This is a genomic window from Blautia sp. DFI.6.71, assembly GCF_020593585.1.
GTDB classification, from domain to species: Bacteria; Bacillota; Clostridia; order Lachnospirales; family Lachnospiraceae; genus Blautia_A; species Blautia_A wexlerae.
This window is the reverse complement of record NZ_JAJDMJ010000066.1, coordinates 1-17,590: the sequence shown is the minus strand read 5'-3', so window position 1 is coordinate 17,590 and position 17,590 is coordinate 1. Positions and strand designations below refer to the sequence as shown.

Below are 17,590 nucleotides of genomic sequence, written 5' to 3'. Positions count from 1 at the left end.
CTGTGCATCTGAATGTTCTTCGCTCCGCTACGGTCGGTGCTAAACGGATGTCCACATTACTCTGTTTTGTTGTATACTATTCTGCTGTAATATTTATTCTACGATCTTACAGTTATCGTTCTTATGTAATACAAGCTCATACTGTGAGATTTGTGTCATTTTCGACTTATTATCCAGATACTTCACAGACACACTGACCTTGAGGTTATCGCCATCTTTGGTAAAGACAGGGTTTACCAGTTCTGAAAATACATAGTCGCCAGAAACAGGAGCAAGCACTCCGTCTTTGACATAATAGGCAAGTTCCTTTTCCACAGCTGTCGGGTACAGATTAAAGAATGTTTCCAAGAAAACGGTAGTGTCCTTGACTGTATCAGAGCTGACACGGACATCGGTTTCCTGTGCTTTCGGCTCATGCTTTGATTTCTGTACTGCTGGAGCAAGTGTCGGATTCTGGGTAATGGCCATTGCACCGTCCTTATCCACATGAACGGTCACGCTGGCTGTCATTGGCATTAAGACTGAACATACTCAGTCGGTCATTTTTTGCGGACAGTTCATACATGCTATCCTTTTCTGTTCTCTGCTCCTGCGTTTGCTCTCGTTTGATTTCTCCCTCCGTATCTTCTTGGCACAAGCAGGACAATACCTTGATGCACCAGAGCCCGGGACATATTCAACGCCGCACACCGTACAATTTTTAGCGGGCATTGCTGCCCACCGTTTTGTAGGTATGATATGTAATTCATCGACAAAGCCGATGAATTTATAGTAAATCTTGATTTCCTGCTTCACTGTTCCGTCTGCCATCTTCTCACGCTCCGAAACAAGTATCTTGTCTATGAGTGCGTTTATAACTGTTGCATCCAGTTCTTTTAAGCCTTGATAATTTCGGATAAGGGCGAGGAAGTCACGGATTCCCCGTGATTTCTCGTAGCTTTCATTAAGAGTTTCCGTCACCTCTTTCAGCCTTGCTTCAATTTCAAGCTGCTCTTTCTGGTATTTCCCCGACATCATCTCAAAATTCCGCTCGGTAATACGCTCCATGACCTTATCCTCGTAGAGAGAGGAAAACAGCCTGTCCAGTTCCGCAAGGCGTTTGTTCAGCTTCTTACGTTCTTTCTCTAATGCTTTCGCCCTGCTCTGGTCTGTTTCCGTGAGCCGCTTTTCTATGGCCCTGACCGCCTTTTCATCATTCACTGCCATATCCGCAAAACAGTTGATGTCGGCAAGAACGGCATTGAATAAATCCCTTGCTTCTATATTGTGGGCACTACACTCGCTTCTTCCGTTTCTTGCATAATTATTACATGAATACTGTACACAGTCGATAATCTCTGGGCGTTTCCTCCTGTGTACGTTCATTGCCCGCAGAGCACATCCGCAGTCCACACACTTGATAACGCCTGCAAAAATATTTACAAATCCTCCCTTGTTCTGTGGAAGCCTACGACTTGTAATAAGCTGTTGGACAATATCAAATTCCTCCTGCGTGACTATTCCCTCATGGGTATTGGGTATCACTTCCCATTCTTCGGGCAGCTTAGAGGGGCGTTTCTTGCTTTTCATATTGGCGGCAATCCGTTTGTAGCCTACAAGATTTCCCGCATATATCGGGCTTCTTAAAATGCTCCTCACGCTGTTCCCACTCCAAATATAGCGTTTGTCCTCGTTCCCCTCAAAATGACGTTCAAAGCCTGTTTCGCCACGCTCCGCCGCATAAGCGGCAGGGCGTAGGATATGCTGTTTATTAAGATGTCTGCAAATTTTGGCAACTCCATTCCCTTTTAATGCAAGGTCGAATATCTCTTTTACAACATGTGCCACTTTATCATCTATCAGCAGATGGTTGTGGTCGGCAGGGTCTTTGATATAGCCATAAGGGGCGGTAGTTCCCATGAATTTCCCCTGTTGAAACCTCGCCCGATATGCCGATTTTATCTTAACAGATATGTCAGCGGCATACATTTCGTTTAAAATGTTGCGGAAAGGCGTGATGTCCATAGCAGATTTATTCAAGGTATCTACGCCGTCATTGACCGCTATATACCTCACGTTATGCTCTGGGAAGAAAACTTCCAGATATAACCCACAATCAAGATAGTTTCTCCCCAGACGGGATAAATCTTTCGTAATCACGCAGTTTATCAGACCGCTTTCAATGTCTTTTATCATATTCTGGAAACTTGGTCTTTGGAAATTTGTACCAGAATAACCATCGTCCACATACGTTTTTGCTATGTGCCATCCCTGCTTTTTCACATAATCCGTGAGGATGGATTTCTGTGTCGCAATGCTCGCACTCTCGTTATCCGTACCATCGTCTTTAGATAAGCGGCAATAAATGCCGACTAAATAGATTTTCTTTTCTTCTTTGATTCCTGCCATACTGTAAAACCTCCGTATCTGTCCTATCTGTTTTCATGTCCCATTGCGTACATTCTAAGCGGACAGCCCCTCATTGTCGAAGGTGTCGCCCTCGGCAATCTTCTTCCGAATATCCTCGGAGATAATCGGGACAAACGCTTCTGTAACGGTCTGTGTGCCGACATATTCACGGCTGATTATCATCTGCACTGGTGCTTTTGGCACGATACGCTTTCTCTTTTTATCTGCTTTCTTATCCTCGCCCATACTTAAATCTTCCTTTCCAGACAGGGCAGGGAAGAGTTTGGAAATGTCCCCGCCCTGCCAATCAGATACCATTAATCCTCGCTGTTTAATTCTTTCTGTAATGCTTTAAGGAGTGCCGCCGCTTCATCAGCGTTCAGCGTGATTCCCTTGCCGCACTTTTCACGGTTCGGGGAAAAGCTGCGGATGTCATACTTCGGCTCTTTCCCATTCCATGAAATGAGATTGATTTCCTTTGTGTAGCCACTGTCGCCCGTAGACAATACTGCGATTTCCTTTACGATTTCATACTGGATTTCTCTCATTCTCCATACCTCAACTCTCTGTATTTACTTCCCGAAAAAAGAAGATTAGCGGCTGTCACGGTTGCGTTTCCTCTGCAACTCACGCTCCAAAAGTTTGATGATGGTTTCCTCCATCTGCTTCGGCGTTGTGTTCTTCGGAAAGTATTTTTTCAGCTTGCTTGTGTTGATTTTCAAGGTTTCTTTCTGGTTGCCCTTTTCCTCCGTCATAATCGCAAATATCGTATCCATGTCAAGCCGCCCGCTCTGGCTTAACTGTTTCATCCGCTGTGCCTGTGAGAGTGAGGGCGTTGCTTCTTCGCTCTCCATCGTGGCAAAGAGGTTTTCCTGCTCGTCTTTCTTCAAGAAGGACAGTTCCACCGCAGGCGTGAGGGCGATTTTCCCCTCGTCCACCATCTGCAAAATCGGCGGTATCAGTTCCGTCAGGCGGATAAAACGCTGCACGGTCATCCTGCCCACGCCGAAGCCCTGTGCCACCTTGTCGTCCGTCCGCAACTTCGTCACAACTTGTGACGAGGTTAAGTCTGTGCGGAAACCCTGCCGCTTCATGGCTTCGGATTTCATCTTGTAAGCAAACGCCCGCTCCGATGGCAGGATATTCTCACGCTGCAAATTGCTGTCTACAAGGGTGATGATGGCTCGGTCACGGTCTAAGGGCAGGACAAACGCAGGCACGGTATTTATCCCTGCAAGTTCAGAAGCACGGACACGCCGCTGTCCTGCAATCACTTCATAACCGTCCCCGTCCTCTTTCGGGCGTGTGATTATCGGCGTGACAATGCCAAATTCCTTGATGCTTTCCGCTAACTCTGACAGTGTTTCATCTTCTGCCACATGAAACGGATTGTCGGGGAACGGGTACAAGTCTTTGGTCTTTAACACCTTAAAATCCTGTTTCTTCATTCACATATCTACCTTTCTTTCGCTCTGCTTCTATGATTTTTCTGCAATTCTTCCAACACTTCGGGCGGTATTTTTGACAGCAGCCGCCCCATCTGCTCGTTGGTTCTCTGCAATTCAAATATCTTCTGATTCGCTTTCTGCACCTTTAGTTCCTGCTCGTACTTTTCATCACGCATACGCCCCGCATAGTCTGATTCCTGCCCAATTCTCTCTTTCAAACTGTCGATATACGCCTGCTGTTTCCCGATTTCCTTAGAGAATTTCTCCACGTCTGGCAGCCATGCAGAGAGTAAATCTAACGCTTTATCCCTTTTCTTCCCTGCGTTAAAGGCGTTGATGTCGGATAGGGCAGACACGATTTCTTCATACTGTTTATCAAGCCTGCCGCCTAATTTATAGAGCCATGTGGGGACGTGTTTCCGCTTGGTTTCCATTGAGGACTGCCCCCGTTCAAGCTGATTCCACCGTGAGGACATCCGCTCATGGTAGGCGGTCTGCCACTCGGATAATGATTTCTGGTTGCCTAAGATAGCTTTCGCTGACAGCTTATTGTCTGGCGTAATCGGCACAAAGCAGAGGTGCATATGGGGCGTTCTCTCGTCCATATGGACGACAGCGGAGAGGATATTCTGCTTTCCAACACGCTCCGAAATGAAGTCAAGAGCCGTCTGGAAATACGCTTTTTGTTCTTCGGGCGGTAACTGGTTCATAAATTCTGGTGAAGCTGTGATGAGCGTTTCCACCATCATCACGCTGTCTTTCCTTGTCCTGCACCCCGCTTCGGCTACCATGCGGTTAATCTCTTTCTTGTAGGTGTACTTTGGTGGTGCTATGAGATGGTAATTGTTTTTAGAGCGTTCCATATCTATATCTGGGTTGCTTTTGTAGGCTTCTTTCTTCCGCTCGTTGTGGCGTTCACAAGCCGCAACGCCGCCCGCTTTTCGTTTCTGGAAACGCAGGATTGCATAAGGCATAGGCGGATTCCTCCTTTCTTTCGGCGGGTGACCGTCCTTTGGGGTGACAGCGGTGACGGTGGTGACAGCAGTTTTGGGATACCCCCTGCCGACTGCCGCAACTGTCACCCTCACCCCCTGCATGACGGTCATGTCGATGATGACGGTGTTTTTGGGATACCCCCCTCGCAAGAGCCGTCACCGTCATGCCGCCATTCTTTTATCCGAAGCCGTAAGGCGTAGGATAGCAGGGCACAGCCCTGCCTTAAGGGAGTCCAGAGGGAACGTCTGGCACACGACTTTGCAGGGCAAAGTGTAGTGTGTTACACCCTGTAAACGCAGTCGGAAAAATCGGAATGATTTTTCTGACCGCAGGGGTGGTTTTACACGACCGAAAAGGGCGAGTAAATCTCACGCCTGCATTTTGCGTTTACGGGGTGTTCTCCCGTAGGGATGACAGCGGCAGGGTATCCTAAAATCACTGTCACCACCGTCACTGCTGTCACCCGCAGGGCAGAGCCGCCAGCTTTACATGGCTTTAAGCGTCAATGACAGTAACAGGGGGGTATCCTAATATCGCTGTCACCACCATCACCGCTGTCACCCGCCCTCCTTGCAAGGGCAATCCGCCTGCCGTCTTTCCTGCGGCTGTACTGGTAGCAGATACGGTTCTCGCTTAAAAATGTGGTGCGGTATTCATTCAGCCATTTCGTAATCACCGTGGGTATGGTTTCCGTTTCCCCCATAGCGGCTAACAGTTCCGTTGCCGTGCCTATCCATTCTTCCTTATCCCTCATAAAATCCACCAACCGAAAAAGGACATCTGGTATCGTTTCTTTCGCAAGCTGCTCCTGCGTTTTCCGCTCCACAAGCTCCCAACGGCAATCACGGAAACGCAGCGTGTATTCCTGATAAGGCGTGTCCCTGCCCGTCACATACAGCTTGGCGGTGTCAGACGCACGTTTCTCCTTTTCCAGAACAAAGGTAGCGTCCGCACTCCCCGTTAATCCTGTCGTCCCAGACACCTTGTTGAACACGTCGCTGTCATTCTGCTTTCGGATGTGGTGTACGACAATGACCGCCAGAGAGTGCCTGTCGGCAAAGTCTTTGATGAGGGAGATGTCCCCATAGTCGCTTGCATAGGCATTGTCTTTTGAAGCTGTACGGACTTTCTGCAAGGTATCAATGACAATGAGCCTGCTGTCTGGGTAATCTTTCAGATAATCTTCAAGCTGCACGATAAGACCGTCTGACAGCTTGCAGCTTGCCACGGCAAAGTGGAGCCGCCCGCTTGCTTCGTCCGTCAAACGAAATAACCTGTCCTGTATGCGGCAGAACGTGTCCTCAAGGCAGAGGTAAAGCACATCGCCCTCCATTGTCGGCATATCCCATAAAGGGATTCCCTGCGACACGCATAAGCATAGCTTCAGCATGAGCCAGCTTTTGCCTATCTTCTGTGAGCCGCAGAACAGCGATAAGCCTGTCGGGATAAGGCTGTCCACCACAAAGGATGGTTTCTCAAGCGGTTCATAAAGGAGCGTTTCGGCGTTGACTGTCTGTAACTTCTGCATGGCTTTCCTCCTTTCGGGCGGTGTCTTTGTTTTCGTTGCACATAGGCGTTGACCTCCTTAAAAATAGATTTACTCCCACGGAAAAAAGTGAGAGTATGTAATGCCGCCAATCCCACACAAATAAAAAACAGATTTCTTTTTCGGGCGGTGTCGGTCACGGTTGGAGATATTTCTTCAATTTCCGCCTTTACTTTCTCCTTTGCAATCGCAACAGATTTCTGTATTGCCGAAGCGGTGCAATGCTCCATAGCGGCGATTTGGTAAAAATTGAACTCATACTCGTAGTCGAGCAGGAAACGCCGCCTTTGTATCTCTGGAAGGCTCCCAACCGCCTTATAGAGCGTTTCATTCCGTTCTTCCTCAACCATGCGTTCATCAAGGCTCTTAGGCACACGCAACGCCCGTCTGTAAAGGGTTTCGTCCCATACCTCGTTAAACTCCCTGTGCCGCTCGTCCCATTAGAAAAGATTCCTGTTCCTGCGCTCCATCTGCCGAAACTCCATAAAGAACTGTTCCGACACTTCCAACTCGTGGGATTTGCCCTGCCCGTCCTTAAAGCTGATAAAATACCTTGTGCCGCTTTCCGTGGATTCCTCCCGAAGCGTGTATGCCTTAACCCTGTATGCCATCCTGTTGTCCTCCTGCAAAAAATGAGTGAGGGGATTTCCATCCCTCACCCAGTAGCCCGCAGGATGGCAGGCTGTTTTAGAAGCTATAAAATTTTCCGCAGCTTCTTCCGCAGATGGTCTAACCTCGCATAGATGGCACCAGTCGTCAAATGCACAAGCGGGGCAATCTCCTTTGTGGAATACCCCTGCATTTTCAGCAGGACGATTTTCAAGGTACGCCCGTCCACCGTGACTAATACTTGATAGAGATTTTCGCTCTCAATCTCTTCCAGTAACTCCGCAACCGTACCCACTTCCGCCTGCCGCTCCCTGCCTGCCATGTCCTCAAGATATTCCGCAACGTCATTCGTCCATCGGTAAAACCGCCTGTTGGAATTGAAGTCTGCCCTGTCCGCCATGCGTATCTGCTCAATGGTCGCTTCATCAACGCCGCACTCACGCAGCAGCTTTTCCTCCGCTTCTTTCCAGATACGCCATTTCCTGTCCTCCCGTCCGTGGTTGTATGCCATTCTTACTTCCTCCAATCAGAATTGATTGAGAGGGCAGAGAAAAGCCCCCTCATCTTCCCAAAGGAAAAAACAAGGGGGCTGAACGCCTTAAATTTTAATTTTCTATTATCTTTCTTAGTTTTATTAGGATTCTGGCTTTGCGTTTGTTTACAACGCTCTGGGTTATGCCCAACCTCGCCCCGACTTCACGCTCGGAAAGTCCGTCAAAAAAGATTGCCTGTATCAGCTCCTGTTCACTATCCGACAGCAAAGGCAGGGCGGCTTTCAGCCTGTCCACCATGACCGCATTGACAACGGTTTCTGCAATGTCCACCGCTTCATCAGTGATAAAGTCCAGAGGATTCCCCTCGCTGTCCGTAAATCCGTCGAGAGATAGCAGTCTATTCTTTGTATCTAATTTTTGCAGATAACGCCACCGTTCCTTGTCACGGTAGAAGTCTGTGTATTGCTCCCTCACGACTTCAAGCAGACAGCCTTGAATGGGGATAAACAGCTTGTCCATATAGGTCTGGTCGGATTCCCTGCAACGGCAGAACTCCGTGTAGGATAATTCCACATAGCCGCCACCTTCTCTGATATATACCTTTCTTGGTGCATATTTCACCATAAATACCTCCCATCTGAATTTTTGAAATGTAAAAAATCCAGATGGAGAGGCGGAGAACGACACCGCATATCAGAAACAGCCCTACGGCACTTTCCAACAAAAATCGACAAAAGAAAAACCGCAAAGGCTCTGTGACCTTTACGGTTATAGGAAATAGTAATTCTATTGTATGGAGATTGTACTTCTACTTTCAAGGTGAGAAGTACCGTTGCACTGGCAGAAATTTTTTTAACTGGTTTCCTGCCGTTCTCTGATATGCTATGTATTGATAAATTTTGCTTCGTATGAGCAGATAGATAACTGCCCGAAAAAAGGACATAAAAAAATCCCTCCAAATTTAAAAACAAATTCAGAGGGTAATTTAGGGTATAACAAAATAACCCACCCGAATATCGTTTTTTTTATTTGGTGAGTTTGTTCTTTCAAATACGAAACAAAAAGAGCCGATGATTCGTGAATTGTTCCACAATTTCATCGGCTCTGCGTCTTAAGCGTCTGGCTCTTTGATGACAGTTATCTTCAAGTTGTCAACTTTAATCAATCTTTCTTGTCTGCATTTTGGACAATAAAGGGGATAATTCTCCAAAACAGTGTCCTTCCTAATTTTATTACGGGTTTTGCTCCCACAAACAGGACACAATATCCATTCGCATTTCATCATAATTAGTCTCTAATCCTTTCAAATCTCATTTTATATGACTTTTGCAAGCTGTTAAGCTAACTTGTGGAACATATGCCGAACCTTATCTATACGGCTATTCGGGCGGCGGGGTTGGCAAATAAATTTACCAATAGCTGGCTGGTATCCTTTTAACTCTGTCAAGCAGACTCCCTGCCCATTTGTGAAATAAGTTAAATCGTTCCTGTATTCTTGAATACATCTAGCAGGGATTTCTCCTTTCAGAATGACCTCGTCATTCTTTATCTGAGTACTTACAATATCTGCACAATACCTTGGAGCATCATGATACGCCCGTGAGAGATATTCCTGCGGTGCATAAATTTCAAAGTGGAGATATGGCTCTAATAGTTCTGTCCCTGCTTTTTTTAAAGCCTGCTCCAATACGATAGGGGAAAGCAGCCGAAAGTCTGCGGGGGTACTTACAGGACTATAATACAATCCATATTCAAAACAGATTTTACAGTCTGTCACTTTCCATCCATACAGCCCCTGCTCGCAGCCATAAAGAACCCCCTCCATAACCGCATTTTGGAACGATTGATTTAAATATCCAAGTGAAACTCTGCTTTCATACTGCACTCCGCTTCCAATAGGGAGCGGCTCTATGGACAACCCGACAGAAGCCCAGAAAGGATTTGGCGGGACTTCTATGTGGATGGTATATTCTGCTTTTCTAAGCGGTCTTTCCATATATATAACAGTAGGCTCTTTTATTTCTGCCTCCACATGATATTTTTCCTCAAGGATGGCACAAATGACTTCCATCTGCACATTCCCCAAAAAAGAAAGTATAATCTCATGCGTTGTAGTATCCACATAATATTTTAAAAGAGGGTCGCCATCTGAAATTTCTGTAAGTGCCCCAAGCAATATTTCCCGCTGTTCAGATTTCTTTACTGCAATCGTTGTTTGGAGCATAGGGAGAGGATTTTCAATAAATTTTCTCTGCGGCAACAGTATTTCGTTCCCCAAAATACTGTTTAGCTGCAAAACATCATTTGGTAAAATTACAATATCACCAGAGCAGGCTGTATCGGATGAATATAATTCACCGTTTGTCGGAACACACATCTCTGTGATTTTTATTTTCTCTTTTTCAGATATTCTAATAACATCCCTCAAATGCAATGTTCCGCTATATATACGCACATAAACAAAACGCCGCCTTTTCTCTGAATATTCAATCTTAAAAACCTGCCCGCATAGTTCAGATTGACCTTCAGGCGTTGATGAATAAAATTTACTGGCAATTACTTCTATAAGCTGCCGAATCCCCAGATTGTTTTTAGCGCTTCCGTGATAAACGGGAAATAACGTTCCGTTTTGGAATCTCCTGTTTTCTTCCTGTTCCAGTTCTGACATTTTAAACGGTTTCCCTGACATATATTTCTCTAATAGTTCATCGTTTCCCATAATTACCGCATCCCACTGTTCCATATCGTCATTGTCCGTTACATTTATATGGGGATGCTGCCCAACCTTTTGCTTCACTATAATTTCCGAAGAAAGCTTTGCTTTCATTTCCCGATATACCATTGGCAAATCAATCCCCTCTTGGTCAATTTTATTGATGAAAAAAATTGTCGGAATCTTCATTATCTGTAGTGCATGAAACAGTATACGGGTCTGTGCCTGTATGCCATCCTTTGCAGAAACTAATAATACTGCTCCGTCTAATACGGATAAAGAACGGTATACTTCCGCCAAAAAATCCATATGGCCTGGCGTATCTATAATGTTGACTTTTACATCCTCCCACTGAAAAGATGTCACTGCTGTCTGGATAGTGATTCCCCTTTGACGCTCCAAATTCATTGTATCTGTCCTTGTTGTGCCTTCATCTACGCTCCCTAGTTCTGCAATTGCACCACTGGTATACAATAAACTTTCCGTTAATGTTGTCTTTCCTGCGTCAACGTGAGCCAGAATGCCTAAGTTAATTATTTTCATGTGATTTTCCTCCTATCAACACCCAAAAAAGGGCATAAAAATACCCAGTGATAAATACTCCTATCACTGGGTAAATAACTCCAATAGCCCCAAAACACTTATATGTTTTCGGGCATATAAAATTACATGATAAAAGTATTCTTAAACTGGGTACAAAAAACTAAGCCCCATATTAAAAGTGAAACGGGACTGCTACTTTTTGTTCCCACTATCAAATTGACAGTTTATTTAAGAATACCTTGCCGCATATTTATTAACTCCTTGTATAATACTGAATCTAATTATATTCCTTAACCCTTTATTTGTCAAGCTGACAAACTAAAGCAGAAAAAGCGGCAGGATTTCCCCCTGCCACTAATCATCTGTTTATGCAAAAATAATTTCCTTTTCCACAATCTCCCTCGCACAAGCCCTTATGTTATTGAGGCATCCTGTCCATTCTAAGGCGTTTTCTGCCTTTAGCTGTTCCGTTATGCCCTGTGCCTGTTTCATACCCTCTATGAGCCTTTCAAAGCGTTCCTGTGCCTGTCTGTTGATGTCGGCAAGGTAGGCGTTTAGCCTGCCGCTTGTAAGAAGATTGGTGTATGTAACTTTACGGTACTGTTTTAGATAATCTAAATGCCGTTGCCCCCAGATGCCTATTGCCTGTTCTTCTTCGGCGGGTACAGTTAAGCACGGTATCAAATAATCCCCTTGCCTTTCGTATTTGCCGCCCAGTTCCTCAAATAATGATTTTGCCATTGTCTGTTACCTCCACATTCTTTTTTATTTTGAATGTCCGCAAAATCCGTCCTACATCATTAGTTCTCCGAGCTTCATATAGATTCCGACAAAACACATTATTCCCAGTCAGCTCAATCACCTTTGCATTTTCCAAAACCACTTCATCCAGTTTATCCTCAAATTCCTTATCTTCATCGTACCAGAAAATGATACGACGCTGATAAAACTCAGGCAGAAATACAGCAAATCTGCGATTTAAATCTTGTATTATTTTGTCTGTATCCATGCTGCATTATCTTCCCTCTGTACTTTCAAATATATGGTACTTATCGCTACACCTGCATAAATTTCTTCTATAATCATGGTTCTCTTTCCTTCTTTATCCAAGATCTGGTTGTTGACAAAAAATAGCTTACCTCATATAATGAGTATAGGTTTATAGTGCATCCGTGATGGTGTCTGTTTACAGATGCTATGTTGCCTGTATTCCAGCTGTCCGGGGTCTCCGTGATGGTGTCTGCCTGCAGATGCTTGAATCACGGGGTCTTTTTTTGTCCATATTCCAGAAAATCATATATCCTAATCATTCTGTGAAGATTACTACGATTCGGACTATCTAAAGAACTTAAAATATTGTTGTTCTCTGTAAATATCGCTTGCAAAATACTTCGATACTGATTTACATCTATTTTTTCTTCTGGCATACACCCAAGCAAACGAATTGCCTTCATTAAATTATCTTTTTCTTGTGTCCATACTTCCCATGCTGTTCTTTCTCCAATTGCAGAACGATTACGTTTAATTGTTGATTCTGTGACAATTTCAGTATATGAATGTGGGGCTTTTTCTTCTGCCAATTCGCTTTTCATATTAGATTTTGAAATATAATACCACACCGGCAATTTCCAGGAATTTTGTTTTGCAAGCTCTGGATAAACAAATTCTAATAATTGCTCGCATGAATATAACGAATCGTGTAAAATAATGTTTCTATACCATTGTTCAGAATTTACTGCTCTTGCTAAACCATATACACCGGTCGTTGTTAAACCAATCGAAAGTGCAAGCATATTTTCATCAATACGACCATCTTCCAATGAAATCCAGATTATATTCAACAAAAATAAATCTTTTTTGTAAAGTTTCTATTTTATCCAATGGCAAACATTCCACAACATCGCTAAGAATCGCCTGAATATCTGAATCTGAAATAGAGTAACCTATGAAAATAATCGGATATTCCATAAAAATCGTCATCAATTTTGCGGCAAGATATTTTCCTTTGTCATAAAATTTCTGATAATCTGCTTTGTTAATGACAATGGATTCTGGATTTTGTACAGAACCATGAATTTTATAGATTTCCGCAATTCCTTGCAACTGTGAAAATACTAGTATAATCCGTTTTAATTAGTTTTCTGTTTTGGCAGACTTTTTAGGACTGCGTTTTATAGGCTTAGGTGCACGTTTACAACTCAGTTCTTCCGATGCCGCCTTGGCATTGACAACTTCATACACAATCTGGTCAATATCCTCTGTAGCTAGGTCGATACTATCGAGATTATAAGACCCATGGTATGGAATAGGAATCTGATTAATCTCATCAAAGTATTTATAAATCCGCTCCGACAGTTCTTCCTTGCTAGCAACACGTATACCTTGAAGCATTTGCTTTGTGAGTTTGCTGAAAAAACCTTCTACCAAGTTAAGCCAGAAACCATGAGTTGGTGTGAATACAAACTCAAACCTTCCTAAATGGTTATTTAAATATCGCTGTGTTTCCTGCGATGTATGTGCCGAATGGTTGTCAAGGATGAGACGTATTTTATCACCTTCAGGATATTTTGCATCCAACCGTGTTAGGAACTCCACAAAATCTGAACTTTTGTGGGTATCACTCACCAGTGGGATTGCCTCTCCTGTAAGAAGATCTATCGCCGCCAGTAACGATATAGTACCATAGCGGATATACTCATAATCCCGCATATAGCTGCTGCCTTTCTCTGTATTACTAATCGGCGGCAGATCTGGAGTTGTGGAGCCGATTGCTTGTATTCCCGGTTTCTCGTCATAGGATAACGTATGGACAGGGGTTCCCTCAAAAGGTAGCAGATTCCCGTCTTTATCAAACTGCAGTGAAACCTGCTTATAAATTACAAGGACATTGTGCATCTTTGAATCGAAATCAGGATCCCTTTTTTCGCAGTAATATGTGACTTTAAAAGGACGGATTTTGGCATTGGCAAGAATTTTCCTGAGAGAAAATTCTGAAACATGTTCTAACCTTGGATGCCCTTCCTTCACAGCAATAGACTGTATAAAACGAGTAAAGCTGGCGGGATACCAAAATTCAGCAGAAAAACCGTAATCCAGCGGCTTCTGGCAGGCTTTATTGACCACCCATGTGATGTCATCATCGGATATTTCCTGCTTGCGACCTTTTCCTTTGCAATCGTTTAAAGCATTATCAATACCGCCAGCAAAATATTTCTGGAGACATAAGCGGACGGTAGGCACGGTTATATCAAGCTTGTCGGCAATGGCTTCATTGGTATAAGAATCACTTTTTAATAACAAAATCTTTGCCCGGATATATTTTCTGGCTTCCGTTGTTGGACATCGAAGAAGACACTCTAAAGAGTTTTTTTCATCCGTTGTAAGCTTCAGCACTTTTACTGTATTTGGCATCGTATCATTCCCCTTTCATTATGGGAATAGTATACCATACTTCAAACATAAAGACAATTAAAATGGATTATACTAGTTCTTTAATAATTCATATTTAATAACATGGATTATTAATAGCAACGGTTTGTCCAGTATGGGATTTACCATATCTGGTTTTCCTATTTTCTGATGTCCGGAGATAGAAATTTCCTATGACCTGATTGTCCAAAATTGGACTATCCACCCTTAGGCACTTCTCTTCTCCACTTAATCATTTTCTTCTCCTAATGGAACTTCCCGGATAATATATTCGGTATCGCCATAAAAGCCATACTCATTACGCAATCTATGACGTTCCACATATCCATGATGCTCTAATTCCTTAATTGCAGAACGAACAGAATCAATCCCATCTCTGCTCAATGTTGCCAGTCCTTGCATATTGTAATTCCAGTCATCTGGCAAACTTAACATCAGCGATAATAGACCTTTCGCTTTCAATGTCAGATTCTTATTCTTGAAATGGTGATTACTCATTACCGTAAAATTCTTAGTTCTCTCTACACGAAAAATCTGTGCCATGCTCCCCACTTCCTTTCCAGACAGAAAAAGACGCAAGCCATATTCTTATGACTCACGCCTTTCTGCATAACTTACTTTTCTATTCTTCTGTTTCCAATTCCAATCTCTGTAAAATATCTCTTACAATACCTGCATCTTCAATCAGATTAATTCCAAAACATTTTTTACCTGCATCCTTCAAAGACGCACCCACATGATATGCTTTCGTTTTATCAAGAATTAAAAAACGATCATGAAATGCTCTTGTGTACTTCACATCCAGTTTAGGATACTGTGCATTAAAGTTATCTACATCTGTTTGAGATAATTTTGTCCGTTGCTGTGTATAAACTGTCACCGCCACATTTTCTTTCTTCTTTGACAAAATATTTAATGTTCCTACATCCACATATCCATCTACCAGAACAATTTCCATTTCTGCTTTCTGAATCAGTCCTATCAATAAGCTGAATGCATCATATATCTGACCATCAAAAAATATCTTTTGATTAGACTCCTCATGATCTGATATGTACTCAAAAATCTGTTCCAGTTTTTCATCTGTCTTTTTCTGATATTCCAGTTGTTTTAGCTCAACGTTACTAATCCTTTCAAACAAAAGTGCATTGTTGGCTATAAACCGTCGCATTTCTACAAATGCACGCATAATACCTATACTTACATTAATTGCCACCTCGCTATGCAATACACTTGCAAGCATGGATATTCCCTGCTCTGTAAATACATACGGTAATGTACGTCTGCCACCATAACCATTTTCTGTTCCACTGCCATTTGAGGTGCCAAATTGGCATTTCAAGTTTTCATATTCATCTTTTGTAAGCTGAAATCGAAAATCTTCTGGAAATCTGGCAATATTTCTTTTAACGGCTCTGTTTAACGCTCCCGTTTCTACCTGATAAAGCATTGCCAGATCACTATCCACCATGACTTGTTTGTTTCTTACTACATAAATCAGATTTTCAACGTCCGGTGGCATGATTTCAACTATTTGTGTTTCCACTGGTTCCATTTCTCTTACTTTCTGATCCGCCATTCCATCTCCTCTATAACTTGAAATGCCAGACTGGCATTTCAAGTTACTTTACCGCACAATCATTTCTTATGAGTTCCCAAAATCCATGTTCCCATTTTACCCTATTTTTCTCATTCTGCCTACTGCTATTTTTCATACAATAATGAGGTCGCAATCCACGACCTCATCACCTTCATTTAAACATAAATCAATTCCTTGAGAATAATCTCTTCTGCAATTGCTTTGTGTTGATTAGCAGCTCTTACCCAGGCAATCTGATCTTTCTCTTTATCCGGCAATGGTTCTTTTTCTTCTAACTGTTTCAGTATTACCTCTTCCCGTTCTCTGGCTGCCTTGTCCACTTCCAGAAGATGCTCTCCAATGGTATCCTGTAAAAGCATCATCTGATAGGTTGAATTTCGATAGTTTTTCAGATAATCTCTGCGAAGAAAACCATACTTGCCAAGTTGCTCCATCTGCTCACCGGATTTATAGGTGAGATTCGGGATCAGATATCCATTTACATTTGTATACGTTAATTCCATTTTATTAGCACTCTCCATTTCTCATCATTTTTTGACCACAAATTTACGACATTTACGACAAATCTGACACTGTTTTACAATACCAGACAAAATGACTGATGCCCCGGAAAGCCTGTAAAACAGGCACTTCCGGGATACACAAGACAGGACAAAAATCAACTTCCATTATCAAGTGATGAGTGCTAATTAATTTGCATTGTTCAGTCTACAATCCCCAATAACCAGTCTCTGGCATTAATATGTCGAATTCCCTCATATTGTTCTTCTGGTTCTTCATCCATTGTTAAGATAATCTTTGGATAATGATCTCGTATCGCCTGTAATGGTCTTAATTCTCTCAAAAGTGTATTTTCATCCTGTACAGTCAGTGCCACCTGGAAATATACTGTTCCCTTTTTATTCTGTGCCACAAAATCCACTTCATATGAATTGATTTTTCCAACATACACATCATATCCTCGACGTAACAATTCCAGATAGACTATATTTTCCAGAACATGTCCTGCATCTGCCTGCCTCGATCCTAAAAGCATATACCTCATTCCAATATCAACTATATAATATTTTTCAAGAGTTTTTAAATATTGTTTTCCCTTTATATTATAACGTTTTGCCTGATATATAATATAACTCTCGCTAAAAGCCTCCAGATATTTTTCCACCGTTTTTGTATCAATTTTTCGCCCTTCTGAGGTCATCGTATCTGCAATTTTTTTTGATGACAATGGATTTCCTATATTATCAAACACAAATCTTAAGACACTCTTAAGCATCATAGTATCTGTGATTTTTTTCCTGTTTATAATATCCTTTACAACAATCGTATTATAGATTCCTTCCAGATAATCTCTGATCTCATCTGGCTGATTTTTTAATTCCAGTGTAAACGGAAATGAACTATTCTGCAAATACTCAGCATATTTGATTCCTCTGTCATTCATACTGCCAGTACTCTCCATATATTCCTTAAAAGACAACGGCAACATTTCAATCTGAATATATCTTCCTGAAATCATAGTTGCAATCTCACTGGACAACATATATGCATTGGAACCAGTCACATAAATATCTATGTTTTTTTTAATATAAAGACTGTCCAGCACTTTCGGAAAATCTGTTACATTCTGAACTTCATCAAGGAAAATATATGTCATTTTTCCATCAATCAGACGTTTCTTTAAATATTTATATAATTTCCTGTAATCTGTCAGTTCTTCATAATCAAGATCGTGAATTAAAAACTTTATCCTCACACGACTGAAGTCGCGTGCTTCCAGACGCTTTAGGCGTCAGACTGAATATCGGCGGATACGCCTGTAAC

The 17,590-nt window shown here is 42.6% G+C and carries 18 protein-coding genes and 3 pseudogenes; all 21 read right to left on the bottom strand.

Going from position 1 to position 17,590, the window contains the following annotated elements:
* Positions 1 to 93 precede the first annotated feature (93 nt).
* Positions 94 to 507, bottom strand: a pseudogene (locus LJE12_RS17670) (conjugal transfer protein); the annotation flags it as partial.
* Positions 508 to 531: 24 nt separating this feature from the next.
* The gene (locus LJE12_RS17665; protein WP_001820670.1) at positions 532 to 2,388 is read right to left on the bottom strand and encodes a recombinase family protein; all 1,857 of its coding nucleotides are present in this window, start codon (positions 2,386 to 2,388) and stop codon (positions 532 to 534) included.
* 54 nt (positions 2,389 to 2,442) lie between these two features.
* Positions 2,443 to 2,634 (bottom strand): hypothetical protein, encoded by a 192-nt coding sequence (locus LJE12_RS17660; RefSeq protein ID WP_001820669.1) that lies wholly within the window; start codon positions 2,632 to 2,634, stop codon positions 2,443 to 2,445.
* A 71-nt stretch (positions 2,635 to 2,705) separates the two neighbouring features.
* Entirely contained in the window at positions 2,706 to 2,936 is a 231-nt protein-coding gene (locus LJE12_RS17655) for a YdbC family protein (protein ID WP_001206986.1), read from the bottom strand.
* A gap of 45 nt (positions 2,937 to 2,981) precedes the next feature.
* Positions 2,982 to 3,836 carry a ParB/RepB/Spo0J family partition protein gene (locus LJE12_RS17650; protein ID WP_000743700.1) on the bottom strand — a complete coding sequence of 285 codons (855 nt, stop codon included), beginning with the start codon at positions 3,834 to 3,836 and terminating at the stop codon, positions 2,982 to 2,984.
* 8 nt (positions 3,837 to 3,844) lie between these two features.
* On the bottom strand, positions 3,845 to 4,810 hold the full coding sequence (gene mobV, locus LJE12_RS17645; RefSeq protein WP_001820668.1) for a MobV family relaxase: 966 nt from the start codon (positions 4,808 to 4,810) through the stop codon (positions 3,845 to 3,847).
* Between the two features lie 517 nt (positions 4,811 to 5,327).
* A pseudogene (locus LJE12_RS17640) lies at positions 5,328 to 6,360 on the bottom strand (AAA family ATPase).
* Positions 6,361 to 6,514: 154 nt separating this feature from the next.
* Positions 6,515 to 6,989 (bottom strand): annotated as a pseudogene (locus LJE12_RS17635) (RNA polymerase sigma factor).
* Between the two features lie 83 nt (positions 6,990 to 7,072).
* Positions 7,073 to 7,498 (bottom strand): sigma-70 family RNA polymerase sigma factor, encoded by a 426-nt coding sequence (locus tag LJE12_RS17630; protein ID WP_000323895.1) that lies wholly within the window; start codon positions 7,496 to 7,498, stop codon positions 7,073 to 7,075.
* Positions 7,499 to 7,592: 94 nt separating this feature from the next.
* Entirely contained in the window at positions 7,593 to 8,102 is a 510-nt protein-coding gene (locus LJE12_RS17625) for a sigma-70 family RNA polymerase sigma factor (protein ID WP_442860799.1), read from the bottom strand.
* A gap of 490 nt (positions 8,103 to 8,592) precedes the next feature.
* Positions 8,593 to 8,763, bottom strand: coding sequence for a cysteine-rich KTR domain-containing protein (locus LJE12_RS17620; RefSeq protein ID WP_004614788.1), 171 nt, complete (start codon positions 8,761 to 8,763; stop codon positions 8,593 to 8,595).
* A gap of 54 nt (positions 8,764 to 8,817) precedes the next feature.
* Positions 8,818 to 10,737, bottom strand: coding sequence for a tetracycline resistance ribosomal protection protein Tet(O) (gene tet(O) / locus LJE12_RS17615; protein ID WP_000691758.1), 1,920 nt, complete (start codon positions 10,735 to 10,737; stop codon positions 8,818 to 8,820).
* A 366-nt stretch (positions 10,738 to 11,103) separates the two neighbouring features.
* Positions 11,104 to 11,478, bottom strand: a complete 375-nt coding sequence (locus LJE12_RS17610; RefSeq protein WP_001129922.1) for a TnpV protein — start codon at positions 11,476 to 11,478, stop codon at positions 11,104 to 11,106.
* Positions 11,459 to 11,746, bottom strand: coding sequence for a hypothetical protein (locus LJE12_RS17605; protein WP_227227111.1), 288 nt, complete (start codon positions 11,744 to 11,746; stop codon positions 11,459 to 11,461). The genes LJE12_RS17610 and LJE12_RS17605 overlap by 20 nt, the downstream gene beginning before the upstream one ends.
* 250 nt (positions 11,747 to 11,996) lie before the next feature.
* Entirely contained in the window at positions 11,997 to 12,581 is a 585-nt protein-coding gene (locus LJE12_RS17600) for a hypothetical protein (RefSeq protein WP_147421212.1), read from the bottom strand.
* On the bottom strand, positions 12,538 to 12,840 hold the full coding sequence (locus LJE12_RS17595; RefSeq protein WP_173679183.1) for an SIR2 family NAD-dependent protein deacylase: 303 nt from the start codon (positions 12,838 to 12,840) through the stop codon (positions 12,538 to 12,540). Before LJE12_RS17595 ends, LJE12_RS17600 begins: the two co-directional genes overlap by 44 nt.
* Positions 12,841 to 12,870: 30 nt before the next feature.
* Positions 12,871 to 14,148 carry an IS630 family transposase gene (locus tag LJE12_RS17590; protein WP_118338536.1) on the bottom strand — a complete coding sequence of 426 codons (1,278 nt, stop codon included), beginning with the start codon at positions 14,146 to 14,148 and terminating at the stop codon, positions 12,871 to 12,873.
* 246 nt (positions 14,149 to 14,394) lie between these two features.
* Positions 14,395 to 14,709: a helix-turn-helix domain-containing protein gene (locus LJE12_RS17585; RefSeq protein WP_019162573.1), complete on the bottom strand. Its 315-nt coding sequence runs from the start codon at positions 14,707 to 14,709 to the stop codon at positions 14,395 to 14,397.
* 79 nt (positions 14,710 to 14,788) lie between these two features.
* On the bottom strand, positions 14,789 to 15,745 hold the full coding sequence (locus LJE12_RS17580) for an ORF6N domain-containing protein (RefSeq protein ID WP_118338537.1): 957 nt from the start codon (positions 15,743 to 15,745) through the stop codon (positions 14,789 to 14,791).
* Positions 15,746 to 15,921: 176 nt separating this feature from the next.
* On the bottom strand, positions 15,922 to 16,269 hold the full coding sequence (locus tag LJE12_RS17575; protein ID WP_119246166.1) for a TnpV protein: 348 nt from the start codon (positions 16,267 to 16,269) through the stop codon (positions 15,922 to 15,924).
* Between the two features lie 200 nt (positions 16,270 to 16,469).
* On the bottom strand, positions 16,470 to 17,522 hold the full coding sequence (locus LJE12_RS17570; RefSeq protein WP_227227109.1) for an ATP-binding protein: 1,053 nt from the start codon (positions 17,520 to 17,522) through the stop codon (positions 16,470 to 16,472).
* Positions 17,523 to 17,590: the final 68 nt, after the last annotated feature.